The sequence below is a fragment of the Pelomicrobium sp. P1 genome, assembly GCF_052805615.1.
In genome coordinates this window covers 120,484-144,095 of sequence record NZ_JBRBEM010000002.1, presented here as the reverse complement: position 1 = coordinate 144,095, position 23,612 = coordinate 120,484, and the positions used below count along the sequence as shown (strand labels likewise).

The window sequence follows — 23,612 nt, the reverse complement described above, 5'->3', positions numbered from 1 at the left end:
GCCCTACCATGCCAATTCGAAAAACTCATGGATGACGCCCCCGCCACCAAATTCCGACTTGAAGCGGTAAAGTCCCTCATTCAGGACGAGGCCGCTGTTTTCGGTGCTGATCCCGAAGTCGAACCAGCGCTTGCCGTTGTTGATCGCATTGGCGATGCAATGCTCGAACACGGCATCGAGCGCGGCGACTTCGTATCCTCTTTCGCTGGAGGCGATGTATTGAGCATGATCCGCCAACATCGTGGAAAAAATCACGGTACCTGCGACGAGCTCCCCGGCGCAAAGCGCTACAACGCAGCGGATGTTATCGGGGAAACGCTCCGCTAGCAGTGTGATTTCAGCTACGGTGTGCACCGGGGAGACACGGTGCTTGCGCTGCAGGTTATCCATCACCACTTCCCACAACGCTGGTAGAAATCCCGAGCCCTCGCGGATCTCAACGCCGCTGCGTAATGCTTTCCTTTGTCCCCGCCTTCGCCGTTCACTGGGTGGAAGGCGACGAGCAAGATCGATGGCGCAGCTCAAGTCGCACCGAACACGGGTAGCCCCAAGTCTGAACAGGGCATAGAGGTCATCCTGGGCTGGAGTAGTGTGATAGAACGTTGGCACAGCCTTGTACACGAGCCTGGAATAGCCATGCGCGGCAAAATAGTCCCGAATCGCGGCAAAGGCCTCAATAGCTCGCTCGCCTCGCAGCGAGCCTGCGTGCAAGAGTCCACCATAGGTAATTCCGGGGTGGCTCACCACGCAACGGGCGTCCTCGGGATGAAGCGCCGCTGGAAACAATCCGACCCACCGCCCACAGTCCTCGAGGATGAGGGAAAGATCCTGGAAACGGTTTCCATGGTAGGAAAGAAAACGGCGCGTATGAAGAAAGGTCGCCTGGTGGGCTAGGGCGCAAAAAGCATCCCACGCGGCCTCATCAGAGGATTGGTAAAGACGCAGCAGAAGGCTCATTCCTGCTCAAGGACGGCGACCGCAAAGCCATCCCGTCCGAAATCGTTGCCGTTGTAAAAAACGTATAATCTGCCATCGATCTCGATGGGCGCGGCGTACATGATCGCCTCCGAATCGAAACTTCCGGATGTGACATCCAGATTGAGTCGGTCGTCCATGCGTCGCCATGTCCTTCCATCGGCGGATTCTGCGTAGCCGAGCCGGTAAGCACGCAACGACTTGCGTCGCACCGAATAAAACATGCGATACCCGCCACCATGTTTTGGGATGACATAAGGCCGGCCGAAACCATGTTCATCCGGTTGGGTGACCGCAATTTGCACTGACCCCTCCGCTGGCCAATGGATGCCATCTCTGGACTCCGCGTAGCGAATGTCATAGACGGGCATCGGTTTGCCGCCAATGTCAACCCACTGGCTACCCGCTACGTACCAGAGGCGATAACGGCCATCTTCAAGCAGGCAGCAGGGTCCACCTCGAAAGTACAGCTCGCTGTCGCTGCGCTCCAGCGCGGGGACTCGGCTGACACGCTGGAAGGTTTGTCCATTATCGGTGCTCTGGGCGAGCCCGGTGAGCAGTCGATAACGAATTTTAGTGCCGAGCTCGAAACCGACATAGTACATTTTCCATCGCCCGCCCCCCTCGCTGACGACGGAACACACAAGCACGCCGTTTTCGTCGAAAGTGCCGGGCTCACCAATGTCGAGAAGCGGTGTACGAGCGACGTCGATGACTCGGGTCGGATTCTCCGCCGAAACGTCGACGTACCCAGGGCGTCCAATACCTCGTTCATCGCAGAGCGTGATAAACACCCGCACCACCGATTTACTGAGGCGCACGGGAGTTGGAACCATGGCATGCGATTTCGCCCAAGGCTGGCTGCCATCGGGCCGGTAGACGAGACCCAGCTTGCGCCATTGCACAGCTGTCACTCCTTGATCTTAAAAAACCGCAAGGAAGAAACCTTGGACGGAAGGCATTCAGGCGCGCCGAACAACGCACCGGGCTCCGTGGATCGGCTGATGGTGATACCCGGTCCTATCCAATTGTCGCGGCCGAGCGTGAGATTGTTAGCGACCGTACTGTTCACACCGAGGAAACTGTTTTCCCCGATTTCGCAGAAACCGGAAATCACTACATGGGAGGCGATGAAGCAATTATCTTTGATCACAGAATGATGCCCGATGTGATTGCCGCTCCAAAGCACCACATTATTCCCGATCCTGACAAATGGTTGCACCGTGTTATCTTCGAATATAAAACAATGTTCTCCCACCTCGACATTGCGCCAGACGAAGGCCCGCGGACTGATGTAGGTGGCGAGGCGGTAACCCTTGTCTTTTGCAGCGCGCGCAAGGCGTGTTCGTAGACGGTTGAGCTGGGTGTAAGTGATCGCGACAAAGATGTCATGATCACTGGGCGGGTATAGGCGTTCCACCTGTTCGAAGGATACAACAGGCAAACCCTGAAACGTGTTTCGCTTTAAATGTCCGGACTCCACGGTGAAAGATACCACCTCGTAATCCGTATCAACGTCGAAGTATTCCCTGGCAATTTCAGCGAACGCTGAATCGCCCACGATGACGAGTTTGCGTGGTTTCATGCTCATCATGGCCTCCGTATCAAAATGTCTTCACGACGATTGGCCATGGGAAGATCGTCAGCCTGGGGCAGTACCCATGCATGGAAGCCTTGCGCGCGTGCGCGGGCTAGCATGGCAAACACGACCGAGTCGTCCATCTGGCCGGGTTCTAGCCTGTTGAAGGGCACCTCGGGTGGCTCGCTTCGTCCGGTGAAGCGCCGGTGACACTCAACACCGGCGGTACTGGAAAAGAAACGCTTTCTCATTGTGATATTGGGAATGTCACCCAATAGAAGCTCCCCGCCCTCTGCGAGCAGCGCCAAGCTGCGATCGAGAAAATCCCACAAGTTGCCTTCGAGGAATACATACTGGATCACGCTATATGCGATAACCGCATCAACTTTACCCTCGAACTGTGCAAATAAAGGTCCGACCTCCCCTGGATAGCGACCTGGCCACTTGTGTATGCAAGCCCTGTTCGGCAATTGGTCAAGCATTTCCTGGCTGTCAACGAAGTGCAGCTGGTGACTGCGTTCCTCGCACAATGCGATCAACATCAATGGCAGCTTGCTGCACCCTGGCCCGATCTCAAGGATGGTTTTCTGATTATCGCTCAAGGCTTTCAGTTTGCGTCGCACGTCGGCGAAAATGCATTCTTCCTTGCCTTCACGATACTCATCTGGGAATCCGACCTTTTCGTGGCGGCTGAGGTCTTGTCGTCTCGCCAATTCGCGAAACTTATCATATGTCAAATCGTTAAACGAAACTTTGCGCGTCATTGACGGATCACCCCCTCCAGAAGCTGTATATCCACAACTGAGCTGCGGTGCGCAGGATGTATTCCTTCCTCCTGCCCGTCAACATCACACAAGACGTAAAAGCAATGTTGTTGCAGGATGGAAGCCAGATTGGAGAAATAGTAATAGTTGCTGTATGGCGACCAAGTGGACAAGATGACGATATGGCATCCCTGAGGTGCGAAAAGCATATTGCCGAGCGCAGCACCCGCCTGGGCTACGATTATCTCCGCTGTGGCTACAAGCTTCACTTGCTCCGCGAACGATAAGCGTTCTGGCTCGACGACCCAGAAGCCGCGCGCGCGCAACAGACTTTCAACTTCTTCAGCGTTTTTCATTTGTCGGAAATGCGAGTTTCGCCGAAGGAACAGTCTGCGTGCGCCCGCATCAGTTCTTTCCGTTAGGGCCGATAATAGTTTGGTGCGTAATGCATGAACTGCGCGCGGAACAAAGACTGCTCGGTCAGGGGTTATGCCGGTTCGCTCCACCTCGGCAGCGGACCGGTGATCAAAAGGCACATACGCCGTCGGCGTTATGAAAATCGCGCGTTTCAGCCGCAAGACCTCGCCAGGCGAAAGGGTGATTAACATGCGATTATGAACGTTGCAGAGACGCAGGGATTCGAGGATGTTAGGGTGCAGATTGGCGTCGACAACCAAGGGAAGATCAGCCAGCTCGGGGATCTCGTCCACGAGCGCGAGCTTAGGCAGATATTCGGTCAGCCAATGCACATAGTTCGCGGCTGGCCAACCGAGTAGGGGAATCGCTCCCTCAACCTCGGCGTTTGCGCAGCCTTTGACATAGCGCACCAATAGCCCATTCTTGGTCTCGATACTCACCAGGCCGTGCATCTCTTCTCCAGCGAGGTGCACCCGAAAATCATACAAATCATGATGAATGGCACCCTGCGGCGTGAACACGAACTCGCATCGCCCCATAACTTCAGCCCCTGAAATTTCCACCGCCTCGACTGCCGGAATCGCTGTCCGCCAGGATTGGCGGTGAAAGCGATCCCGGTACGATGCTGGATACACGTAAGGCATTCGTAGCTCCACGGATTCAGCTGGTGCCAAGGTAAAAACCCTCGAGTAGGCAGATTGCCGATATAATGCGAGAGGTTGCAGCGAGAAAAATACCGTACTTCCAGATAACGGACGGTTGGTAATTCTTGCGAAGGTCTGAGAACGAATGAAGGCGCGCTGTGCCAGGGCGAGCTTTACAAGGTGTGCTTTATACCGAACCCGCCATGTCATCACATGGCGGACATGCAAATACCAGAACCAGGCCTTAACCCAGGCCTTAACGACGATCCCTTTCAGCCTCCGCGCCCAGCCATAGCGCGCAAGATGCCGCCGGTAAAGCCGCCGTGCCCAGTGTAGTCCCGTATCCATTCAGGCATTCATATAGCGATCGAGCACGCTCACATTACCGTCCGCGACGATCCGCCCGTGATCAAGCCAGATAAAGCGGCTGCACAGGGAGCGGAGCAAGCTTTCGTCGTGCGAGACAAGAATCATCACGCTTGCACGATCAATCATTCGGTACATCCGCTCCTTGCCTCGCTTTACGAACTCTGCATCCCCGCCGGCAAACAGCTCATCGAGCACCAGGATATCCGGATGCACGGCCGTAGCGAGCGAAAACGCAAGCCGCATATACATGCCCGTTGAATAGTATTTCACTGGCGTGTCTATGAATTCCTCTAGCTCAGCAAAACTAATAACTTCTTCTTCGATCGCGCGGACTTGCTCCTTACTGTAGCCGAGGATGGTGCCGTTAAAATAAATGTTTTCGCGCCCGGTAAACTCAGGATGAAAGCCGGCACCTATCTCTAGCAGTGGCGCAATTCGCCCATTCACCGTCACTTTTCCGGCGGTAGGTTCGTAGATTCGGCATATTGTCTTGAGCAGCGTGCTCTTCCCTGCCCCATTACGTCCGACGATTCCCACGCGCTCTCCATCCTTGACAGCAAAAGAGACTTCTCGCAACGCCCAAAAATCAGAATATGCTTGGCGTTTGCGCCGTCGGAACAGGTTCGCAAAATATTCCTTTGCCGAGGTTGCCCATTCGTGATACACACGAAACCTGAGCGACAGATCGTCTACGATAACTTTCGCCATACTCTATCTAGAACCCATCCTAAAAATAGTTTCGCAGCAGGATGACGATGAAGTCGAAACGGACAAAGCCGGCGAAGTTGGCGACGCAGTATTCCCAGCGATGGACTACACGACGGAAATTGCCGAGCCAGGCGAACAAGCGCCCAACCTTCCAAGAACACTTGTAGCGGTGCAAGAGCTGTTCACCCTGCGATTGCGCTTGCGATCGCTAAGATGCAGGGTAATCACCTCGATGCTTCGCGAGCCCGCGGGCAGGATCCACAGCATTCCGTCGAAGACGGCTCGCGCGTCTTTCATCCGCCTGCCTCGAGCGTCTTCTCGTGGCTTAAGCTCCGGAAACAGCGGCTCGATCACCGCCTATTGCTTATCCATCGGTTCGCTCCCTTTGCTCATGTCTCCTGACGCAGCTATGAGGATGCGCTAAGGTTAACGAAACGTCTTAATTGTGAACAGATAGTTGCTCGGTATTTTTGAGACGGCTTCTAGAGCCTAAATATGACCGTGTTCTCGTGCTTGTGGAAAAACCACAGGCCGATAGCTACCGACGCGGCAGAAAGGATCACCGCCGCTGAGATCGTTTCTACCGGCGGGAGCTCGCCACCGTAGATCGGGCGCCGGAACAACTCGACGAATTGCGTGAGAGGATTGAGTGCGATGATCCATGTCACTTTTCCCGTCAACGCTTCCGGCTTGTAGAAAACTGGAGTCAAAAAAAGAAGCGCCTGCATCAAGACTCCGACCACGTGTTGGAGGTCGCGGAAATATACCGTGCAGATTGTCATGATCTGCGCTACACCGAAGGTGAAAAAAAATAACAACAAATACGCCAACGGAATGAAAAGTAGTGCAGTGGTCGGCGTACCGCCGATGACGAATATGATTATTAACAGCGCAATCGCGGTCAAGGTGCTGTCAATCAACAGGGCAATTGCAATACTTAAAGGGAAGAGCAGCCTTGGGATATAAATCTTCTTAATCAGTCCCTCATTCCCGATAAGAGCCTGCCCGCTCTGGGTGACCGTACTGCTAAAATAGGTGAATGGGATCATCCCGGCGAATAAGAAGATTGCATAGGTCTTCAGATCCATCTTGAAGATGGTGGAAAACACCACGGCTGTCACCGACATCATTAGCAGGGGGTTAAATAACGTCCAGAAATAGCCGAAAACGGTTCGCCGATACCGAAGGATAAGCTGCTGTCGAACTAGTTCGCGCAGAATAAATCGAGCATCGTATAGTTCGTGCCAAAATCTCAAAAACTTTGTAGCAGGCATTTCACACCGCTTGAGGTCGCTCTGAAAATCGAGCATGAGGGCTCTTTTTTGCATGGCTACAATGGCTACGTCGGCTTCTCGTGCACTGGGAATACCATGCGGCGAACTTTTTCTGTCTCAGAGAACTCGCTAGGATTGTCATCCTGCTAAGGTAATTTCAAAACAGGTTTTAGTGTGATATCCACGTCTCAAAATACCCTTCACATTTCTCCGATCCTATATCCACTCTGTGGACGAGGTGTAGCGGCAGCACAGGCGGAAACCGGCCGGTGAGTGTTCTTGTCGCGCGGGGATGCAGAGCCAAGCAGGATGGGTTTTCTTGGCACGCTACGCCCTGTAATAGCTTTGGTACCAGTCCACAAACCGGGCGACGCCAACCTCGATCTCCGTGCCCGGCTTGAACCCGACCGCTTCATGGAGGGCGGTGGTGTCGGCAAACGTCGCGGGCACGTCCCCCGGTTGCATCGGCATGAACTCTATCTCGGCTTTTTTCCCGAGGCACGATTCCAGGACCTCAATGTATCGCATGAGGTCGACCGGCTTGCTGTTGCCGATGTTGTAGATCCGGTAAGGGGCGTAGCTCCTCGCCGGATTGGGCGCATCGCCCCTCCACGTGGGATCGCCCGAAGGCGGCCGATCGATGATGGCGACGACGCCTTCCACGATGTCGTCGATGTAGGTAAAGTCCCGCCGCATGCGGCCGTGGTTGAAGACCTGGATCGGTTCGCCACGCAGAATTTTGGAAGTGAACTTGAAAAGCGCCATGTCCGGGCGGCCCCAGGGTCCATAGACTGTAAAAAAGCGAAGCCCGGTGCACTTAAGGCCATACAGGTGGGCGTAGCTGTGGGCCATCAGCTCGTTCGCTTTCTTGGTCGCTGCATACAAGGACACCGGGTGATCGACGTTGTCGCGTTCGGAGAACGGGAGCTTGGTATTGGCGCCGTACACCGAGCTGGAGGAGGCGAAGACGAGGTGCCCCACCCCGCCGTGGCGGCAGCCCTCGAGCACGTTGGCGAAGCCGACGAGGTTGGCATCGACGTAGGCATAGGGGTGCTCGACCGAGTAGCGAACACCCGCCTGGGCGGCCAAGTGAAGGGCTCCGTCGAAACGATGGGTGGCAAAGAGTTCCGCCATGCTCGCCCGGTCCGCCACGTCGAGCTTCTGGAAGACGAAGTTCTCGTACGGGCGCAGGCGCGCGAGGCGGGCTTCCTTCAAGGACACATCGTAGTAGGCGTTGAGGTTGTCGATGCCGTAGACCGAGTCGCCGCGGTCGAGCAGTCGTTTCGCGACCGCCGCGCCGATGAATCCCGCGGCGCCCGTAATCAGGATGTGCATATTGGAGAATCGGCTATCCGCGGGGCGCCGGCCTGAAATTACCGGGCCCCAGGCTTCGCCAAGCAGGCCTCCCTGGATGACAGAGGCGGGATTTTACCCCAACGTCCGGGTCGATGTGCCTCCTGGCACGCTTGCAGCACAGGGCGACCAGGCGAGGAGGGGTGGGGTGAAGCGTATAGGCAGGCGGAGCGTCAAACCTTCAAACCCATCCCCACCCCGACCCTCCCCTTGAAGGGGAGGGAGCCCCATCCCCACCCCGACCCGTCCACGGGCCCGGCAGGCAGGCCGGGCCGGCTCCACGGGCGAGAGAGCTGTGCTCCGCGAAACCCCCGCTCCGTCCCCTTGAAGGGGAGGAGACCCATCCCCTCCCTAACCCTCCCCTTGAAGGGGAGGGAGCCCTATCCCCACCCCGACACTCCCACGACCCTCTGTGCTCCACCCCCTTCAAGGGGGAGGCCGGGAGGGGGATGGGTGCCTGTGGGCGCAGAGCAGCTTGTAGGGTGCGTTGAGCACCAGCGAAACGCACCGTTAGCGGTACAAGGAGCCGCCTCAGGCGGTGCGCTGAAGCGCACCCTACGAGGACTGCGGGCGGTGCAGCGATTCGAATAGTCCGATGCACTCCACCACGAATCGGGCGTCCGACAATGCCTGTTGCCCATGGATGGCGCTGTAGACTCGCGTCGGTATAAAATCCCGATCGCCATAGAACGCAAGCTCCCGTTCCTTGCGCAGCGCAAGCGAGATCTCCGCGAGCCGGGGGAGGCGCGGGCGGAACTCGGGAGCGAAAAAGTCTTGGTTTTCCAACAGAATGGGTCCCACATCGTGCCATTTCGGCGGGTCGATGCCCACCCAGCGCAACATGCCCTTGAGCGCCAGCTCCACGAGTTCTTGCGCCTCCCGCACGACGTCGGAGTACGCCTCCTGCTCCAGGAGCACCTCGAGTACCCGGATGCGTTTGCGCGCTTTCTCGAAATAAGCGGCCGCCAGCTCGTCGGTCGTCATAGCTCGATGCGGTCCCCGGGTTTGTAGTCCGGCTTGAGCACCCAATAGTAGCCGCCGCCTTTGTAGACCCGTCGTGCGCCCATGGTCTTGAGGCGGGCGGCGAGGTCGTCAAGATAGGCGCGCAGCACGCCGCCGCGGTCGACGAGGATGCGCGCCTGGTCGGTCATGTCCAGAAAAAGAAAGCTGCCCTGGCGCAGCTCCTCGGGGGTCTTGAATACCGGCGAGAAGAAGGTATGGACGCCCCGCCCGCGCGCTTGTGCGAGCGCGGGAGCCAGCAGGCGTTCCGCCGCCTCGAACTCCGCTACCTGCTCCATGCGTCCCGGGGGCAAAGGCTTGGCGACGATCAACAGGTCGATGTCGGAATCCGGACGCATGGTGCCGCGCGCGACCGAGCCGTAGACGGCGAGGCTCACCAGCCGGCTACCGTAGACTGCTTCGCAAGCGGCAGGGAGCGCGGCGATGATTCGTTCAAATGCTTCGCGGTACCCGATCACGGCGGATCACTTTCTGAGCTTTGCGTCACTTTGCGACAAGAGGGTGCTCTCGCCAGTCTTCCATCCAAGCCCTCTCTCGACGGGAGAGGGGGATCCGCGGGATGCCCGCTTTGCCCTTGGCGCCTTCCGCTGGGGAGAGCATTCCCAGATCCCGGTTATGTAACCCTTAAGAACCGGCCTAATTCTATGCCGCGTAGCGAAGTATCTCGACCTCAGTGCGGCGCGCCACGGCCTCTCGATAAACCTTGGCTGCGACCGCATCGTCAAGGTAATAATCGCCACAGTTCCGGCACACCGCGGCGGGCACGTCTCGCATTATTACAATTGTGTCTCCACGCTGTAGAGTTACGGTGACCGATCCCGGCGCTGTTTCCCCATGCTTACAAATAGCGCATTTCATTATACCTCCTTGTCCTGTCTGGAATATTTTTACACATTCCATGCTTTTTCTTGCTTCTTGCTATCGAGGTTTAGATAGCTGCTTGACGAAGAGCTACGGGAAGCAGGCCTCTGCCGCACCGCCCGCGTTTCCCTTCCCCAAGGGAAAGGGCTCGCTCAAACCGACAAGCTCGGTCGAACAATCGAGAATATAGGGCGGTGCGCTAAAGCGCACCCTGCCGCTCTGCGGCCGCACTGTGTTTTGCGCCAGCACCAGGTCGTATGTCCAGATCAAAACGTTCGTAGTATTTAGGAATACTTTATCGTTCGTGCAATTCCTCGCGCGTCGCGCTTTGCCTGCCGCCGAAGTGGAAACCCTGATCGAGATCGGCAAAGGCAGTCCGCTTTGCCCGTTTGGATTCCTCGTCCTAGCGGACGATCTCCTCGAGCTTTTCGCTTAACAGTGGGCTGACCGACGTCTTCCTCATCGCGTCGACCGCTTTGGCTTTGCGGATGAGGTCGCGGTCCAACCGAGGCGTAATGTTCTCTTTCTTCATATCTTCACCATTGCCCCAGATTTTGCACACTTTGAGGTTCCCCCGGAATTTCGTCTTCCAAGGGTGACGTAAGATGACGTTACTCTGGAGGAAGACGGAAGAATGAAGAAGATCCCGAAGCAGGCATACACGCTGGAGTTCAAGGAGTTGGCGGTCAAGCGGGTGCAGGGCGGGCAGCCGCTTTCGGCCGTGGCCAAGGAACTGGGGCTGGTCGAGCAGACCTTGCGCAACTGGGTCAAGGCGGCGGCAGCGGGTAAGCTCGCCGGGGCCAGCGGCAAGGCGGTAACGCCGGAGGAGATGGAGCTCTCGAGGCTGCGGGCCGAGAACCTCCGGCTCAAGCGGGAGCTGGAAATCATAAAAAAAGCGGCGGCGTACTTCGCGAAGGATGCGCTGTGAAGTACGCCTGGATCGATGCGCATCGGCAGCAGTTCGCCCTGGTGGACCTGTGCGCTGCCTTGGAGGTGAGCGTGAGCGGCTACCGGGCCTGGAAGCGGGGCGGCACGCCGGAGCGCCGACGGTTGTCGGACCCCCAGATGGTGGCACTGATCCGCGCCATCCATGCCGAACTCAAAGGCGCTTATGGCAGCCCGCGCATGGTGCGGGAACTGCGGGCACGCGGCTTCCCGGCCAGCAAAGAGCGGGTGGAACGGCTGATGCGAGAGCACGGCATCAGGGCACGCCACAAGCGGCGCTACAAGGTGACGACGGACTCCAAGCACGGCTTGCCGGTGGCGGAAAACCGGCTCGAACGCAACTTCATGCCGACGGCGCCGAATCAGGTGTGGACGTCGGACATCACGTACCTGTGGACCGACGAGGGCTGGCTGTACCTTGCTATCGTCATGGACTTGTTCAATCGGGAAATCGTCGGCTGGTCCCTGAAACCGCACATGACGGCGGACATTGCCACCGACGCCTTGACCATGGCCTGGTTCCGCAGACGGCCGGCGCCGGGCCTGCTGCACCACTCGGACCGCGGCAGTCAGTACGCCAGCCACGCCTTCCAGGACAAGCTCCAGGAATACGGGATGACCTGCTCGATGAGCCGCAAGGGCAACTGCTGGGACAACGCCCCGACCGAGAGTTGGTTCAACAGCTTCAAGAACGAGCGGGTGCATGGCGTTCGCTACGCCAGCCATGCCGACATGCAGGCAGCCAGCTTCGAGTACATCGAGGTGTTCTACAACCGGAAGCGGCTGCATTCGACCCTCGGCTACCGCTCGCCCGTGCAATTCCTGGAGCATTGGATCAGCCAGCAGCATCAGGAAAAATTGGTAGCATGAACCCCGCCCTTTGGAAGACGAAAAACCGAGGGAAGCTCAATAGCCTCTTCCTCCGCTCCATCAATCAAAAAGCGTTGCCTCTTTCAGAGGCTGGCCGGTGCGGTCTTTCACGGACAGAATGGGCCTGTCCTCAAGGGGCCAGCGGATGGCGATCGCGGGATCGTTCCAGGCGAGGGTGCGCTCGTGCTCGGGGGAATAGTAGTCGGTGGTTTTGTAGAGAAAATCGGCGTATTCGGAGAGCACCAGGAAGCCATGGGCGAAGCCCTCGGGGATCCACAGCATGCGCTTGTTTTCTCCCGAGAGGCGGGTGCCCACCCAGCGGCCGAAGGTGGGGGAGCGGCGCCTTAAGTCCACCGCCACGTCGAAGACTTCCCCGGCCACCACGCGCACCAGCTTTCCCTGGGCTTTGGGCGGGAGTTGGTAGTGCAGCCCGCGCAGGACGTTTTTGAATGAACGGGAGTGGTTGTCCTGCACGAAAGCGGGGTTGAGGCCGGTCGCCTCGCGGAAAGCGCGCTGGTTGAAGCTCTCGAAGAAAAAGCCGCGCTCGTCCTCGAATACTTTGGGCTCGATGAGGAGGACCTCGGGGATTTCGGTGGGGAGGATTTTCATCGGGACGCCCGCTTATTCAGGAAACAGCGGGCGGAGAAGGCCGTTGCCGTTTTTTTTGGCAAGCGCGCCAGCTTTGGCCTTGCGTTTGCTCTCGATTCGCTTCGCGCAACGCTGTCAAACGAGACGAACGGCCGCCGCACAAAACGCGCGCAAATCGGCCAGATTTTCCTACAGCACATGGCAAACGCAGTTGTAGTCAACTTTCCGGTACATATGCACCAGTAGCTTCCTGAAGCTAGCCATGCGCTTTAGCCGCTCCGCGAGCTGTGCCGCAATGATGCCGGCCTCGTGAAGCTGTCGAAAGCGTTCCACATATTCTATGCAGGTTTCTCGAAGAAATGCGATAGCAAAGCGCTATGGGGCGGCCTCTATGGCCACGAGCAATCGGTAACAGGCGATGTACAGCGCGTCCTAGTCCAGGAGAAATTGCTCGCGCGTGCTCGTCTTGATGCGTTCAAGGCGCTTGACCGATTCTTCAATCTCGCCGCTGCGCGGGCGGACAAGATCGGCGTTCAGGGTCACGGTGCGAACGCCTCTTTCGTCGCGGCTCGTATGACCGGTGCGATGTCCAAGTAGCGCAGGACCGCGCGCTCGAAGCTCCCTGTTTAGCGACGCGCTGATGCGCGCCCTGCCGTAAGGGATACCGGGTCTTGCGCGGCACAAAGCGTTCAGCCTGGGAGACGATCCAGGAAACTGCGCACGTATTCGGCATACCGATGGTAATCCTGAAGGCACGACTTGATCGAGGCGTGGACGATTTTCCGGTCCGCGTCATTGTAGTCGTGCACCAGGATGTTGCGGAGCCCGGCGCTGCGTGCGATCCGATCTGCGAATTCCTGCGGATAGACGTCCAAGCCGGCGAGGAGCAGAAACGTATCGCGGTAGGTAAGACGGGTCGACCGGCCCTCGCCGGTCCCGAGCTCGCTGATGAGATGCTCGTTGATATCGATGGCACGCATGATGATCCGCTCGAGAAGCCGCTCGACAGCCGCCAGCTTGATGGCATCGCCCGTGAGCGACGTCAACGTTTCGTCCTTGAACTTGACCAGCCGCTCCAGGTCCTCGGCGATCAGTTGAAGCTTGCGGAGGACGAACTCACGCCGAACCATAGAGCTTCTCTTTCATTCGAGCCATCTTTTTGCGGAAAAGCAGATCCTCCAACGCGAACAGATCCGACGAATCTATGAAATCGCGATAGGCGTAGGCGCGGTACTCGTAGAACGAATCCGGATCGCCCCTGAGCAAGATCCCCTGGTGCATGATCTCTTGCCGCAACAACGGGTCGGCATCCTCCAGGCGGACCAGGTCCAGGGAGTAGCGCTGGAATACCTCCGCCAGATCGGTGTAACAGTCCAGGAATTCTTCCGCCCGGCAACCGAGAACCGCGATGTCCAGGTCGCTCTCGGGTCCCGCGTGGTGCTTCGCGTGCGAGCCGTAAAGCACGACCAAGCGCAGCCCGTAGCGCTTCGCAACATCCGCTAGCCGTTCCAGGTCGTATACGGGCATTGGCCGGTCTCGCGCATGGATGGCTCAGGCATCGTCGCACGTGGTGTCGGGGGGATGGCAAGTCGGTCGAACATCGGTGGCCCTCGTACTGAACGCTAAGATTATGCCACGCAAGGCATTTTCAGGAAACGCGGGATGCCGTCCGTGGGGTAGGGCGGCGCATTGAAGGAATGCGCGAGGACTTGCAGGCGCCGAGGGGGCGGTGCGCGGGAGTGTACCGTACGGGCATGTGGGGTGCGTTGAGCGGGAGCGAAACGCCACCCTCCATCGAAGTATCGAAACTTCACGGACGGTGCGCTCAAGCGCACCCTACGGGAACTGCGCTGAAATGCTCGTTACAGCTTTGCCCCAATGGGTAGCGGGCGAATGCGGTGTCGGGCGTCTTCAACAATGACAACGGCACCTTGTCCTAGCGCCTCCGTGGAGTCCGAGAGCACGGACGACAGCCGTTCGATGAGCTGCGGCAGCCGGGGGTTATGCAACCTGAAAACGATGACGCTGGCTATTTTTCCGTGGGTCAGGGCGCCGATTTCGCCAAAATCCAAGTCATGGGTGACGACGACCCTCCCTTCCGCGATGGCTTTTGCAAATATTTCTTCGTCTGACAGCCTTTGCAGGCCCTCGTCACGCAAATGGGTGGCGTCAGACCCTTGCTCGCGCAGCCAGCGCGCGAGTCTCACGTCTACACAAGCGTCAACGAGAAACCGCAGCGATGGCATTCAAGGAACGTGGACTTGTTCTTCCGTGAGCCACGCGGCGTACTCGATGGCTTGCTGGATGTCCTCGCGAGCGAGATCCGGATAACCCTCCAGGATCTCTTCGAACGTCGCTCCATGGGCGATTGCGCGCACGATGACCGACACGGGGATGCGCATGCCGCGAATGCAGGCGCGGCCGCCCATGATGTTGGGGTCGAAGGTGATGCGGTCGAACATCGGTGGCCCTCGTACTGAACGCTAAGATTATGCCACGCAAGGCATTTTCAGGAAACGCGGGATGCCGTCCGTGGGGTAGGGCGGCGCATTGAAGGAATGCGCGAGGACTTGCAGACGCCGAGGGGGCGGTGCGCGGGAGTGTACCGTACGGGCATGTGGGGTGCGTTGAGCGACACGAAACGCACCGGCGGCAGGTCCCGAAGCGCCGAAGCGGTGCGCCAAGGCGCACCCTACGGGCTGGAGGCGCGGGACTTCGGGACCCATTCCCGCCACAGCCCTCCCCTTGAAGGAGAGGGAGCCCATCCCCACCGCTGCCCGTGCACGGCCCGGGGTGCACCCCCGCAAAGGGAAGAGGGCACCTGCGAGCGGACCTTGTCGGAAGACTCAGAAGACCCTTTCGTTGAGGATGCGTAGCAGATACTGGCCGTAGCCGTTCTTGGCCAAAGGCTTTGCGAGCGCCTCGAGCTGCCCCGCGTTGATGTAGCCCAGGCGGTAGGCGATTTCCTCGGGGCAGGCGATCTTGAGGCCCTGGCGGCGCTCGATGGTCTCGATGAAGTGGGCGGCTTCCAGCATGGATTCGTGGGTGCCGGTGTCGAGCCAGGCGTAGCCCCGGCCCATGACCATCACCTCCAATTGTCCCTGCTCCAGATACCGCTTGTTGACGTCGGTGATCTCCAGCTCGCCGCGGGCCGAGGGCTTGAGGGAGGCGGCGATGTCCAATACCTGGTTGTCGTAGAAGTACAGTCCGGTCACCGCGTAGCGGGAGCGGGGCTGCTTGGGTTTCTCTTCCAGGCTCAGGACCCGTCCGTTGTCGTCGAACTCCACCACGCCGTAGCGCTCCGGGTCCTGGACCGGGTAGGCGAAGACCGTGGCGCCGCTCCTTTTGCGGGCGGCTTTCTGCACCAGCGCGGCCAGGTCGTGGCCGTAAAAGATGTTGTCGCCAAGCACCAGGGCGCAGGCATCCCGTCCCACGAAATCGCGCCCGATGACGAACGCCTGGGCGAGCCCCTCCGGCGCGGGCTGCACCGCATAGGAGAAGCTCATGCCCCACTGGGCGCCGGAGCCCAGCAGGTCGCGAAAGCGCGGCGTGTCCTGGGGGGTAGAGATCACCAGGATGTCCCGGATGCCCGCCAGCATGAGGGTGCTGAGCGGGTAGTAGACCATGGGCTTGTCGTAGATCGGGAGCAACTGCTTGGAGACCACGTGGGTCACCGGGTAGAGGCGCGTGCCGGAGCCGCCGGCAAGGATAATTCCCTTCATGATCGATCGTCCGTTCGAGTGCTTCTGGTATCGGGCTCTTTTGAGTATCGAGTGGATCAGGCTCCCCTCGAGGTCGCGTATGCGGAGCCTGAGGGGCCCACTCCCCCGGCCCCTCCCCCCGGGGGGAGGGAGCCCGTGGGGAGCGCTCATTGTACGTCCTCCTCTCCCTTGGGGAGGGGGCATTCCCCTCCTCTTCCTCCTCCCCCAGCGGGGGAGGAGAGGGCCGAGCGCCCGTCAGGCATTTGGAGGACGCTTGCCCGGATATTTCACGAAGACGCCCCCAAGATTAAGCCAAGTAGCTAAAGGAGCAATGTTTTGGTGATTGAGGCTTCAAGTCCGATTTGTCCCGGCGGGCTGCTCGGGTTCCGGCGGGGAGCAGGGCGGCCATCTTTCGCTCGTGCTCCTCGCCCCTGGGCTCTACCACGGGCTTCGTCGGCTGCGCGCAACCTCTCTTGCCCGGCCCCGCGCCATCCTCCCGAGTCCCTCGTGAAATATCCGGGCTAGACGAGCGCGGGCGTCAAGTCACCATTTGCAATCATGAGGATGGGGTCCCGGTCGCGTCCGGCGCGTCTGTTGCTTGCGCCCATCTGCCACGGAAAGGGACTTGTCTCGCCGCTGCCCGACGCCTCGCCAAGGCGCCGGCTGGCGGCGGTGATGAAGGATTTCCTGAAACTGGCGAATGGCCTAACCTTGGAGGCAGGACGGAATCTTTCGCCCAGCCGATTTTCTAACGTTTCGATGTCGACCCATGAGCGCTGAGGATTTTGCGGCCCTGCGCCAGCAGATGCTGGTGGATATCGCCGCCCATACCTTTTTCGCCAAGGAGCGGATCGGCAAGGACTTCCTTGACGGGCGCGTCATGGAGGTCATGGGCAAAGTGCCGCGGCACGAGTTCGTCCCGCTCGAGCTTCAGCCCTATGCCTATATCGACCGCCCCCTGCCCATCGGCTTCGACAAGACGATCTCCCAGCCCTTCATCGTCGCCCTGATGACCGATCTGCTCGAGGTCCAGGAGGGGGACACCGTTCTCGAGGTCGGCACCGGGCTCGGCTACCAGGCGGCGGTGCTGGCCGAGCTGGCGCGCAAGGTGTACAGCGTGGAGATCATCGAAGAGCTCGCCACCCAGGCCGTGCAGCGGTTGCAACGCGCGGGATATGCCAACGTGGAGGTCAAAGTCGGCAACGGCTACTACGGCTGGCCGGAGAAGGCGCCGTTCGACAAGGTGATCGTGACCGCGGCGCCCGAGCTGATCCCGCCACCCCTGATCAACCAGCTCAAGCCCGGCGGCCGGATGGTGATCCCCGCGGGGCTCCCCGACAGCCAGCAGCTCATGCTGGTCGAGAAAAGCGCCGCCGGCAAGGTCACGATCCAGGAGATTCTGCTGGTCCGCTTCGGGCAGCTCGAAGGGGCGCCCGACTTCTGACGCGGTCGGCGCCTACCGCCCTTTCTTCCGCGTCAGCGGCGGCCGTAGTTGCGGTCGATCCAGCTTCGGTACGCCCCGGTGGTCACCCCGTCGACCCAGTCCCGGTGGGCGATGTACCAGTCGATGGTTTTCCGGAGGCCGGACTCGAAGGTCTCTGTGGGTGCCCAGTTCAGCTCAGCCCGGATCTTGCGGATGTCCATGGCATAGCGCCGGTCGTGGCCCGGGCGGTCCTTGACGTACTTGATGAGGGCCGAATGGGGTCGGCGCGAGGGGTGCAGCTCGTCGAGGATGGCGCAGATCGTTTTCACCACGTCGATGTTGGTCTTCTCGCACTCGCCGCCGATGTTGTAGGTCTCGCCCACCCGGCCGTCCTCCAGCACCCGGCGGATCGCGGCGCAGTGGTCTTCCACGTACAGCCAGTCGCGCACGTTGAGCCCGTCGCCGTAGACGGGGAGGGGTTGCCCGGTGAGCCCGTTCAGGATCATGAGCGGGATCAGCTTTTCGGGGAACTGGTAAGGGCCGTAGTTGTTGGAGCAGTTGGTGGTGAGGGTGGGCAGCCCGTAGGTGTGGTGGTAGGCGCGCACCAGGTGGTCGGAGGCGGCTTTGGAGGCGGAGTACGGGCTGTTGGGGGCGTAGGGGGTCGTCTCCGAGAACGCGGGGTCAGCCGGTCCCAGGGAGCCGTACACCTCGTCGGTGGACACGTGCAGAAAGCGGAAGCGGTCCCGCTCGGCGCCTTTGAGCCCCTCCCAGTAGGCCCGCACTTCGTCCAGCAGGCGGAAGGTGCCCACGATGTTGGTCTGGATGAAGTCCTCGGGCCCGTGGATCGAGCGGTCCACGTGGCTTTCGGCGGCGAAGTGCACCACGGCGCGCGGCCGGTACTGGCCCAGCAGCTCGCGCACGAGCCGGTGATCGGCGATATCGCCCCGCACGAAGATGTGCCGGGGATCGTCAACCACCTCAGCCAGGTTGCCGAGGTTGCCGGCGTAGGTGAGCTTGTCCAGGTTGACCACGGGCTCGCCCACCTCGCGCAGCCACTGAAGGACGAAGTTGGCGCCGATGAAGCCGGCGCCGCCGGTGACGAGGATCATGACCGCGCCTCGTCCAGCCAGCGGGACCATCCCTTTTCGACCACGCCGAATTTTTCGAGGCGAAAACGGCGAGCGGGCGGCAGCGGCTCTGCGACGATCGACAGGTCTATGCCCGAATCGGGGCGCATGGTGCCGCGAGCGACCGAGCCGTGGCGCGCCAAGGCGCGCAGGCGGTCTCCATACACCGGCTGGCAGGCCGCAGGCAGGGCGGAAACGATGCGTTCGGACGCCTCCCGATCCATGGACCTCATCCGGCGTCTTTGCACAAAACCCACACGGTCTCCTGCACGAGCTGCTGCGCGAAGCGGGACTGCGATGCCATCAGGCGCTCCCATTCCGGCCGGGTGTACACGAGCAGCTCCGCCGGCACCGGGAGGTCGAGGATATTCCATCGGCCAGCGCGCTCATGGAAGGGGAGCGGCGAGTCTTCCACTACAGCCCCCAGGTCCACGTCGCTGCCCACGCCCCAGTCGCCCCGGGCGTAGGAGCCGAAGTAGCCGATGCGCAAAACCCCGGGATGGCGCTTCGCTTCTTCTGCGGCCCAGTCTCTGACCGCATGGTCGACGATCGCCCGATCAGGCCAGGCGAGCACGGACGAACTCAAGGATCTCACGGGCATAGGCGATGGCCTGATCGCTTTGAATGGAGCCGTAGTGCTCGAAGGGTGCCCCTTCGGGGTGGCCATGGGCGCAGCCGCTGGCGACATAGAAATTGTCCAGGACCTTTCCCTTTTCGACCAATTCCGCGGGCGCTGGCCTGGGCAGCTCGCTCAGCAGGCGGGCCACTGCGTGTCCCCAGGCTTCCTGTCCCGAACGAAGGTGCAGGGCCTTGACGGCCTTTTCGGCGGATTGCTGGGCCGCGAAACAGGCCCATTCGTGACGCCCGTCCCGCTGGGAGGCCAGCGCCTGTTCCAGATCCCGTTCCGCTTGCCTGAACCAATCCGCGGCGCGGTTGCTCATGAAGGTCGCGAGGGAAAGTGTCGAATCAGGGTCAATTCTAGGTTTTTCCGGGGATTCCGTGTAGGCTACCGCCGCTTGGTTGGGCGTGTTGGGGTGTTCTTTGCGTTTTCTCCTGGTCAAGACGTCGTCCCTGGGCGACGTGGTCCACAACCTGCCGGTCGCCACCGATCTGGCCCGCGCATACCCCGGCTGCCGCATCGACTGGGTGGTGGAGGAAGGCTTCGCCGCCATCCCGCAGCTCCATCCTGCGGTCTCGCGGGTCATCCCCGTGGCGCTGCGCCGTTGGCGCCGCCGGCCCCTCGCGCCGGCCACCTGGTCGGCGCTTCTCCGGCTGTGGGCCGCCCTGCGGGAAGAGCGTTATGACGGGATCATCGATACCCAGGGCTTGTTGAAAAGCGCATTGGTCGCGCGCATCGCCCGGGGGCGGCGCTGCGGCTTCCACCGGGCGAGCGCCCGCGAGCCCCTGGCCGCGGCCTTTTACGAGGAGACACACCGCGTCGAGCGGCGCTTGCACGCAGTGGAGCGCAACCGCCGGCTCGCGGCCCGCTGCGCCGGCTACGCCCTCGCCGAGCCCGCCGACTACGGCATCCAGGCGCCGGCGCGGCGGTTTCCCTGGCTGAACGCCGGGCGCTACGTGGTGCTGCTCCACGCCACCAGCCGGGAGGACAAGTTGTGGCCCGAAGCCCGGTGGGTCGAGTTGGGAAAGCACCTCGCGGATCGGGGCGCGACCAGTGTGCTTCCCGCCGGAAACCCTTGGGAAAAGGCGCGGGCGGAACGGCTCGCCGCCGCAATCCCCGGAGCAGTGGCGGCGCCTCGGCTCGATCTGGAGGAATTGGCGGCGGTGCTGACGGGGGCCTGGGTCGTCATCGGCGTGGACACCGGGCTCACCCATCTGGCGGCGGCCCTGGACCGGCCCGTGGTGGGCATTTATTGCGCGACAGACCCGGGACTCACGGGCGTGTACGCGGGCAGCCGCGCCCTCAACGTGGGGGGGGCCGGGCGGCCGCCGCAGGTGGCGGAAGTGTTGGATGCGCTCTGGGCCCTGATACACTGATTCCGTGTAACACGGATCCAACAAGAAGCCTGCGATGGCCAATCTCACCATTACGTTGAGCGACGACCTGCTTAAAAAAAAGCGCGGATTCGCGCCCTGGAGCAGGGCACTTCGGTGAACGCGCTCATTCGCGAGTTTCTCGAGGGTTACGCCGGGGTGGAATCCGCCCGCCAGCAGGCCGTGTCCGACCTGCTGCGGCTCGCTCGCGAATCCCGTGCCCGTCGCGGCGGCCGCAGATGGACGCGGGACGAGTTGCATGAGCGGTGAGGGCTTTCTTAGATACGAACGCTCTGATGTATCTGTTCACCGAAGATCTGCAGCACGGGCGGAAGTTCGACGGGCTCGTGGTTCAAAACCCATTCCGATCGATACGCGCCGCATGAGCGCCGGCCGTCGGGCTTACACCACCCTGCTCTGGCTCGCCTTGCCGCTTATTCCCTTGCGGCTCGCGTGGCGCGCCCGGCGCCAGCCGGCGTACCTGGACCACGTGGCCGAGCGCTTCGGCCGCTACGGGGATGTGCCTCGCCGCCCGGTGATCTGGATCCACGCCGTGTCGGTGGGGGAAACCCGCGCCGCGGCGCCCCTGGTGGAGCGCCTTTTGGAGAGGTATCCCGGTCACCAGATTCTCCTCACCCACATGACGCCCACGGGGCGCGAGACCGGGCGGCAGGTCTTCGGCGATCGCGTCCTTCAGGCCTACCTTCCCTACGACTATCCCTTCGCCGTGCGCCGGTTTCTCGCCCACTTCCGTCCCGCGCTGGGCGTGCTCATGGAGACGGAGCTGTGGTTTAACCTGATCGCCGGCTGCCGGGAGGCTCGGGTTCCCCTGTATCTGGTGAATGCGCGCCTCTCGGAGCGCTCCTACCGCCGCTACGCCCGGTTCCCGGACCTCGTCGGCGAGGCGCTGGGGGGATTGACCGGCGTGCTGGCCCAGACCGAGGCGGACGCGGAGCGGCTTTCCCGGCTCGGGGCTCGCCGGGTGGAAGTGGCGGGCAACCTCAAGTTCGACCTGACGCCGCCGGCGGCGCAGCTCGCCCGGGGCCGGGCGCTGCGCGCCATGTTCGGACCCCGCCGGCCGGTGTTTCTCGCCGCCAGCACGCGGGAAAGCGAGGAGCCGCGAGTGCTGGACGCTGTGGCGCGCCTTACCGTTCCCGAGCTTCTGACCGTGATCGTGCCTCGCCACCCCCAGCGCTTCGACGAGGTAGCAGCCCTCATCGCCCGCCGGGGCCTCAAGTTCCAACGCCGCAGCGAAGCGCGCTCCATTGCTCCCGAGACTCAGATAGTGCTGGGGGATTCCATGGGGGAGCTTTTCGCCTACTACGCCGCCTGCGACGTGGCGTTCGTGGGCGGGAGCCTCGCGCCCCTGGGGGGACAGAACCTGATCGAGCCCTGCGCCGTGGGGGTCCCGGTGCTGATTGGCCCCCACACCTTCAATTTCGAGGAAGCGGCCCGGCAGGCGGTGGAGGAAGGGGCGGCGCTGCGGGTGGCCGACGAGGCGGCGCTGGCCGCCGCGGTGGCGGCGCTGCTCGCGGACGCCGCACAGCGCCGTCGCATGGCCGAGGCGGGCCTCGCCTTCGCCCAACGCCACCGGGGGGCGGTGGAGCGGGTCCTCGCCCGGATCACCGCAGCAGGTATCGGTTGACCGCCTCTATGTCCTCGTCGGTGAGCACGCCGGCCGCGCGGCGCAGTTCCAGGGAGCTCAAGATGTAATCGTAAAGGGCCTGGAAGTGGTCCCGGCGGGCCGAGTAGAGCTGCTGCTGGGCGTCCAGCACGTCGACGAAGGTGCGCACCCCCACCTCCTGGCCGGTGATGGTGGAGTCGAGCTGGCTCTGGCTGGAGACCAGGGCCTGTTCCAGGGCCTTCACCCGGGCGAGGCCGTTGGTGACGTTGAGGTAGGCCTGGCGCACGTTCTGGGCGATGGTACGGCGCACGTTGTCCAAGTCCTGCAGGGCCTTGTCCTGGTTGGAGAGGGCTTGCCGCACCTGGGACTGGGTGGCGAAGCCCTGGAACAGGGGCACCGAGAGCTGCACGCCGACCACCGCCGAATCGGTGTCGAGCCCGACCCCAGTGATGCCCACGCTGGCGTTGCGGGCTTCCGAGTAGCTGGCTACCAGGTCGAGGGTGGGGTAATGGCCGGCCCGAGCCCGTTCCACTTCCTGTTGGGCGAATTCATAGGCGTCCTGTTGGATCCTGAGCACCAGGCTGTTGGTCTCAGCGAGGGCGAGCCATTCCTCCATGGTGGCGGGCGCGGGCGGCGCGAGCTGGAGCTTTTCCGTGTTCACCCGGGCGAGCTCCCCGGGATAGCGACCGATGATCTGCTGCAACGCCCGCTTCTTGATTTCCAGGTCGTTGCGGGCGCCGATCTCCTGGGCGCTGGTGAGGTCGAAGCGCGCCTGGGCTTCGTAGGTGTCCACGATGGTGGCGGTGCCCACCTCGAAGTTACGCTTGGCCTGTTCCAGTTGCTGGGCGATGGCCCGCTTCTGGGCTTCCGCCAGCTCGACGTTGACCTGGGCCAGCAGCACGTCGAAGTAGGCACGGGCCACCCGCAGGATCAAGTCCTGGGTGGCCTGCCCGAACTGGGCCTCGGCCTGTCGCACCTGGATTTTGGCCTGCTCGTAGACCACCAGGTTCTGCTTGCGGTAGAGGGGCTGGGTGGCGGTGATGGACCAGTTGCGGGAATAGAAGCTCTGGGTGCCTCGGGTGCCGGAGTCCACGTCGTTGTAATTGCGGCTGGCTGAGAGGGTGGCCGAGGGGAGCAGCCCGGCCCGGCCCTGGGGCAGGAGCTCCTGGGCTGCCTGAAACGCCGCCCGGGCCGACTGGTACTGGGCATCCTTGAGCGTTGCTTCCCGGTAGATGGAGAGCAGGTCTTCGGCCTGGGCGGCGCCGGCGTGGAGGAGAAGCGCTAGCGCCGGAAGAACGCGTCGCATGAAAAAGTTCCTCCCTTCCATGATCCGCACGCCGGGTGGCACCAGAGAAAAACGAAGGCCTGCCAGCCCGGC

Annotated in this window: 30 protein-coding genes; 6 read left to right on the top strand and 24 right to left on the bottom strand. The window is 61.4% G+C overall.

The features are described from left to right. Positions 1 to 3: 3 nt before the first annotated feature. The 12 genes from ACUVYZ_RS02810 to ACUVYZ_RS02755 all read right to left on the bottom strand — a co-directional run bounded on the left by ACUVYZ_RS02810 (position 4) and on the right by ACUVYZ_RS02755 (position 10,526). Positions 4 to 957, bottom strand: coding sequence for a GNAT family N-acetyltransferase (locus ACUVYZ_RS02810; RefSeq protein WP_439932927.1), 954 nt, complete (start codon positions 955 to 957; stop codon positions 4 to 6). Then, the gene (locus ACUVYZ_RS02805; RefSeq protein WP_439932926.1) at positions 954 to 1,880 is read right to left on the bottom strand and encodes a hypothetical protein; all 927 of its coding nucleotides are present in this window, start codon (positions 1,878 to 1,880) and stop codon (positions 954 to 956) included. Before ACUVYZ_RS02805 ends, ACUVYZ_RS02810 begins: the two co-directional genes overlap by 4 nt. 5 nt (positions 1,881 to 1,885) lie before the next feature. Next, positions 1,886 to 2,569 carry an acetyltransferase gene (locus ACUVYZ_RS02800; RefSeq protein ID WP_439932925.1) on the bottom strand — a complete coding sequence of 228 codons (684 nt, stop codon included), beginning with the start codon at positions 2,567 to 2,569 and terminating at the stop codon, positions 1,886 to 1,888. Further along, complete coding sequence (locus tag ACUVYZ_RS02795; RefSeq protein WP_439932924.1) at positions 2,566 to 3,318, bottom strand: SAM-dependent methyltransferase; 753 nt, start codon at positions 3,316 to 3,318, stop codon at positions 2,566 to 2,568. The genes ACUVYZ_RS02800 and ACUVYZ_RS02795 overlap by 4 nt, the downstream gene beginning before the upstream one ends. After that, on the bottom strand, positions 3,315 to 4,727 hold the full coding sequence (locus tag ACUVYZ_RS02790; protein WP_439932923.1) for a glycosyltransferase family 61 protein: 1,413 nt from the start codon (positions 4,725 to 4,727) through the stop codon (positions 3,315 to 3,317). Before ACUVYZ_RS02790 ends, ACUVYZ_RS02795 begins: the two co-directional genes overlap by 4 nt. Continuing rightward, entirely contained in the window at positions 4,728 to 5,456 is a 729-nt protein-coding gene (locus ACUVYZ_RS02785) for an ABC transporter ATP-binding protein (protein ID WP_439932922.1), read from the bottom strand. 482 nt (positions 5,457 to 5,938) lie between these two features. Next, positions 5,939 to 6,766, bottom strand: coding sequence for an ABC transporter permease (locus ACUVYZ_RS02780; protein ID WP_439932921.1), 828 nt, complete (start codon positions 6,764 to 6,766; stop codon positions 5,939 to 5,941). A 291-nt stretch (positions 6,767 to 7,057) separates the two neighbouring features. Then, entirely contained in the window at positions 7,058 to 8,065 is a 1,008-nt protein-coding gene (locus tag ACUVYZ_RS02775) for an NAD-dependent epimerase (protein WP_439932920.1), read from the bottom strand. A gap of 573 nt (positions 8,066 to 8,638) precedes the next feature. Then, positions 8,639 to 9,067: a HEPN domain-containing protein gene (locus ACUVYZ_RS02770; protein WP_439932919.1), complete on the bottom strand. Its 429-nt coding sequence runs from the start codon at positions 9,065 to 9,067 to the stop codon at positions 8,639 to 8,641. After that, complete coding sequence (locus ACUVYZ_RS02765; RefSeq protein ID WP_439932918.1) at positions 9,064 to 9,561, bottom strand: nucleotidyltransferase domain-containing protein; 498 nt, start codon at positions 9,559 to 9,561, stop codon at positions 9,064 to 9,066. Before ACUVYZ_RS02765 ends, ACUVYZ_RS02770 begins: the two co-directional genes overlap by 4 nt. Positions 9,562 to 9,745: 184 nt before the next feature. Then, positions 9,746 to 9,961 (bottom strand): type II toxin-antitoxin system MqsA family antitoxin, encoded by a 216-nt coding sequence (locus tag ACUVYZ_RS02760; RefSeq protein ID WP_439932917.1) that lies wholly within the window; start codon positions 9,959 to 9,961, stop codon positions 9,746 to 9,748. 406 nt (positions 9,962 to 10,367) lie between these two features. Further along, positions 10,368 to 10,526: a hypothetical protein gene (locus ACUVYZ_RS02755; RefSeq protein WP_439932916.1), complete on the bottom strand. Its 159-nt coding sequence runs from the start codon at positions 10,524 to 10,526 to the stop codon at positions 10,368 to 10,370. 72 nt (positions 10,527 to 10,598) lie between these two features. Between ACUVYZ_RS02755 and ACUVYZ_RS02750 the strand changes: the two genes are divergently transcribed. After that, a protein-coding gene (locus ACUVYZ_RS02750; protein WP_439932915.1) for an IS3 family transposase occupies positions 10,599 to 11,779 on the top strand; the annotation gives its coding sequence in 2 pieces (ribosomal slippage) (positions 10,599 to 10,851 and positions 10,851 to 11,779; 1,182 coding nt in all). Positions 11,780 to 11,839: 60 nt separating this feature from the next. On the opposite strand, the gene rfbC is transcribed toward ACUVYZ_RS02750, so the two are convergent. Further along, positions 11,840 to 12,388, bottom strand: coding sequence for a dTDP-4-dehydrorhamnose 3,5-epimerase (rfbC, locus tag ACUVYZ_RS02745; RefSeq protein ID WP_439932914.1), 549 nt, complete (start codon positions 12,386 to 12,388; stop codon positions 11,840 to 11,842). Between the two features lie 168 nt (positions 12,389 to 12,556). After that, on the bottom strand, positions 12,557 to 12,700 hold the full coding sequence (locus tag ACUVYZ_RS02740) for a HepT-like ribonuclease domain-containing protein (RefSeq protein ID WP_439932913.1): 144 nt from the start codon (positions 12,698 to 12,700) through the stop codon (positions 12,557 to 12,559). Between ACUVYZ_RS02740 and ACUVYZ_RS02735 the strand changes: the two genes are divergently transcribed. Beyond that, complete coding sequence (locus tag ACUVYZ_RS02735; RefSeq protein WP_439933104.1) at positions 12,677 to 12,964, top strand: hypothetical protein; 288 nt, start codon at positions 12,677 to 12,679, stop codon at positions 12,962 to 12,964. The two genes, ACUVYZ_RS02740 and ACUVYZ_RS02735, sit on opposite strands and share 24 nt — an antisense overlap. A 92-nt stretch (positions 12,965 to 13,056) precedes the next feature. On the opposite strand, the gene hepT is transcribed toward ACUVYZ_RS02735, so the two are convergent. The 5 genes from hepT to rfbA all read right to left on the bottom strand — a co-directional run bounded on the left by hepT (position 13,057) and on the right by rfbA (position 16,089). Then, positions 13,057 to 13,497, bottom strand: coding sequence for a type VII toxin-antitoxin system HepT family RNase toxin (gene hepT, locus ACUVYZ_RS02730; RefSeq protein WP_439932912.1), 441 nt, complete (start codon positions 13,495 to 13,497; stop codon positions 13,057 to 13,059). Continuing rightward, positions 13,484 to 13,894: a type VII toxin-antitoxin system MntA family adenylyltransferase antitoxin gene (gene mntA, locus ACUVYZ_RS02725; RefSeq protein WP_439932911.1), complete on the bottom strand. Its 411-nt coding sequence runs from the start codon at positions 13,892 to 13,894 to the stop codon at positions 13,484 to 13,486. The genes hepT and mntA overlap by 14 nt, the downstream gene beginning before the upstream one ends. A 335-nt stretch (positions 13,895 to 14,229) precedes the next feature. After that, positions 14,230 to 14,613, bottom strand: coding sequence for a DUF5615 family PIN-like protein (locus ACUVYZ_RS02720; RefSeq protein ID WP_439932910.1), 384 nt, complete (start codon positions 14,611 to 14,613; stop codon positions 14,230 to 14,232). Next, a complete protein-coding gene (locus ACUVYZ_RS02715) occupies positions 14,614 to 14,829 on the bottom strand; it encodes a DUF433 domain-containing protein (protein WP_439932909.1) in 216 nt (71 codons plus the stop codon). A gap of 384 nt (positions 14,830 to 15,213) precedes the next feature. Next, positions 15,214 to 16,089: a glucose-1-phosphate thymidylyltransferase RfbA gene (rfbA, locus tag ACUVYZ_RS02710; RefSeq protein WP_439932908.1), complete on the bottom strand. Its 876-nt coding sequence runs from the start codon at positions 16,087 to 16,089 to the stop codon at positions 15,214 to 15,216. A gap of 748 nt (positions 16,090 to 16,837) precedes the next feature. On the opposite strand from rfbA, the gene ACUVYZ_RS02705 reads away from it, so the two are divergent. After that, positions 16,838 to 17,512, top strand: a complete 675-nt coding sequence (locus ACUVYZ_RS02705) for a protein-L-isoaspartate(D-aspartate) O-methyltransferase (RefSeq protein ID WP_439932907.1) — start codon at positions 16,838 to 16,840, stop codon at positions 17,510 to 17,512. A 32-nt stretch (positions 17,513 to 17,544) separates the two neighbouring features. On the opposite strand, the gene rfbB is transcribed toward ACUVYZ_RS02705, so the two are convergent. The 4 genes from rfbB to ACUVYZ_RS02685 are packed head-to-tail and all read right to left on the bottom strand — an operon-like array spanning position 17,545 to position 19,559. Continuing rightward, the gene (rfbB, locus tag ACUVYZ_RS02700) at positions 17,545 to 18,600 is read right to left on the bottom strand and encodes a dTDP-glucose 4,6-dehydratase (RefSeq protein ID WP_439932906.1); all 1,056 of its coding nucleotides are present in this window, start codon (positions 18,598 to 18,600) and stop codon (positions 17,545 to 17,547) included. Then, on the bottom strand, positions 18,597 to 18,842 hold the full coding sequence (locus tag ACUVYZ_RS02695) for a nucleotidyltransferase domain-containing protein (protein ID WP_439932905.1): 246 nt from the start codon (positions 18,840 to 18,842) through the stop codon (positions 18,597 to 18,599). The genes rfbB and ACUVYZ_RS02695 overlap by 4 nt, the downstream gene beginning before the upstream one ends. A 5-nt stretch (positions 18,843 to 18,847) precedes the next feature. Then, positions 18,848 to 19,192 (bottom strand): nucleotidyltransferase domain-containing protein, encoded by a 345-nt coding sequence (locus ACUVYZ_RS02690; RefSeq protein ID WP_439932904.1) that lies wholly within the window; start codon positions 19,190 to 19,192, stop codon positions 18,848 to 18,850. Then, the gene (locus ACUVYZ_RS02685; protein ID WP_439933091.1) at positions 19,176 to 19,559 is read right to left on the bottom strand and encodes a HEPN domain-containing protein; all 384 of its coding nucleotides are present in this window, start codon (positions 19,557 to 19,559) and stop codon (positions 19,176 to 19,178) included. The genes ACUVYZ_RS02690 and ACUVYZ_RS02685 overlap by 17 nt, the downstream gene beginning before the upstream one ends. Before the next feature lie 100 nt (positions 19,560 to 19,659). Between ACUVYZ_RS02685 and waaC the strand changes: the two genes are divergently transcribed. The 3 genes from waaC to waaA all read left to right on the top strand — a co-directional run bounded on the left by waaC (position 19,660) and on the right by waaA (position 22,255). Next, entirely contained in the window at positions 19,660 to 20,613 is a 954-nt protein-coding gene (gene waaC, locus ACUVYZ_RS02680; RefSeq protein ID WP_439932903.1) for a lipopolysaccharide heptosyltransferase I, read from the top strand. Between the two features lie 114 nt (positions 20,614 to 20,727). Continuing rightward, positions 20,728 to 20,880 carry a hypothetical protein gene (locus tag ACUVYZ_RS02675; RefSeq protein ID WP_205617066.1) on the top strand — a complete coding sequence of 51 codons (153 nt, stop codon included), beginning with the start codon at positions 20,728 to 20,730 and terminating at the stop codon, positions 20,878 to 20,880. A 112-nt stretch (positions 20,881 to 20,992) separates the two neighbouring features. Continuing rightward, on the top strand, positions 20,993 to 22,255 hold the full coding sequence (gene waaA, locus ACUVYZ_RS02670) for a lipid IV(A) 3-deoxy-D-manno-octulosonic acid transferase (protein WP_439932902.1): 1,263 nt from the start codon (positions 20,993 to 20,995) through the stop codon (positions 22,253 to 22,255). Here waaA and ACUVYZ_RS02665 read toward each other — a convergent pair. Continuing rightward, positions 22,233 to 23,540, bottom strand: coding sequence for a TolC family outer membrane protein (locus ACUVYZ_RS02665; RefSeq protein ID WP_439932901.1), 1,308 nt, complete (start codon positions 23,538 to 23,540; stop codon positions 22,233 to 22,235). The genes waaA and ACUVYZ_RS02665 overlap by 23 nt on opposite strands. Between the last annotated feature and the right edge of the window lie 72 nt (positions 23,541 to 23,612).

Bases quoted from the DNA above. Each gene is read 5' to 3' on its own strand.
- ACUVYZ_RS02810 (WP_439932927.1), bottom strand. From the start codon at position 957: ATGAGCCTTCTGCTGCGTCTTTACCAATCCTCTGATGAGGCCGCGTGG.
- ACUVYZ_RS02800 (WP_439932925.1), bottom strand. From the start codon at position 2,569: ATGATGAGCATGAAACCACGCAAACTCGTCATCGTGGGCGATTCAGCG.
- ACUVYZ_RS02795 (WP_439932924.1), bottom strand. From the start codon at position 3,318: ATGACGCGCAAAGTTTCGTTTAACGATTTGACATATGATAAGTTTCGC.
- ACUVYZ_RS02790 (WP_439932923.1), bottom strand. From the start codon at position 4,727: ATGGATACGGGACTACACTGGGCACGGCGGCTTTACCGGCGGCATCTT.
- ACUVYZ_RS02785 (WP_439932922.1), bottom strand. From the start codon at position 5,456: ATGGCGAAAGTTATCGTAGACGATCTGTCGCTCAGGTTTCGTGTGTAT.
- ACUVYZ_RS02780 (WP_439932921.1), bottom strand. From the start codon at position 6,766: ATGCTCGATTTTCAGAGCGACCTCAAGCGGTGTGAAATGCCTGCTACA.
- ACUVYZ_RS02775 (WP_439932920.1), bottom strand. From the start codon at position 8,065: ATGCACATCCTGATTACGGGCGCCGCGGGATTCATCGGCGCGGCGGTC.
- ACUVYZ_RS02770 (WP_439932919.1), bottom strand. From the start codon at position 9,067: ATGACGACCGACGAGCTGGCGGCCGCTTATTTCGAGAAAGCGCGCAAA.
- ACUVYZ_RS02760 (WP_439932917.1), bottom strand. From the start codon at position 9,961: ATGAAATGCGCTATTTGTAAGCATGGGGAAACAGCGCCGGGATCGGTC.
- rfbC (WP_439932914.1), bottom strand. From the start codon at position 12,388: ATGAAAATCCTCCCCACCGAAATCCCCGAGGTCCTCCTCATCGAGCCC.
- hepT (WP_439932912.1), bottom strand. From the start codon at position 13,497: ATGGTTCGGCGTGAGTTCGTCCTCCGCAAGCTTCAACTGATCGCCGAG.
- mntA (WP_439932911.1), bottom strand. From the start codon at position 13,894: ATGCCCGTATACGACCTGGAACGGCTAGCGGATGTTGCGAAGCGCTAC.
- ACUVYZ_RS02720 (WP_439932910.1), bottom strand. From the start codon at position 14,613: ATGCCATCGCTGCGGTTTCTCGTTGACGCTTGTGTAGACGTGAGACTC.
- ACUVYZ_RS02715 (WP_439932909.1), bottom strand. From the start codon at position 14,829: ATGTTCGACCGCATCACCTTCGACCCCAACATCATGGGCGGCCGCGCC.
- rfbA (WP_439932908.1), bottom strand. From the start codon at position 16,089: ATGAAGGGAATTATCCTTGCCGGCGGCTCCGGCACGCGCCTCTACCCG.
- ACUVYZ_RS02705 (WP_439932907.1), top strand. From the start codon at position 16,838: ATGAGCGCTGAGGATTTTGCGGCCCTGCGCCAGCAGATGCTGGTGGAT.
- rfbB (WP_439932906.1), bottom strand. From the start codon at position 18,600: ATGATCCTCGTCACCGGCGGCGCCGGCTTCATCGGCGCCAACTTCGTC.
- ACUVYZ_RS02695 (WP_439932905.1), bottom strand. From the start codon at position 18,842: ATGGATCGGGAGGCGTCCGAACGCATCGTTTCCGCCCTGCCTGCGGCC.
- ACUVYZ_RS02685 (WP_439933091.1), bottom strand. From the start codon at position 19,559: ATGAGCAACCGCGCCGCGGATTGGTTCAGGCAAGCGGAACGGGATCTG.
- waaA (WP_439932902.1), top strand. From the start codon at position 20,993: ATGAGCGCCGGCCGTCGGGCTTACACCACCCTGCTCTGGCTCGCCTTG.
- ACUVYZ_RS02665 (WP_439932901.1), bottom strand. From the start codon at position 23,540: ATGCGACGCGTTCTTCCGGCGCTAGCGCTTCTCCTCCACGCCGGCGCC.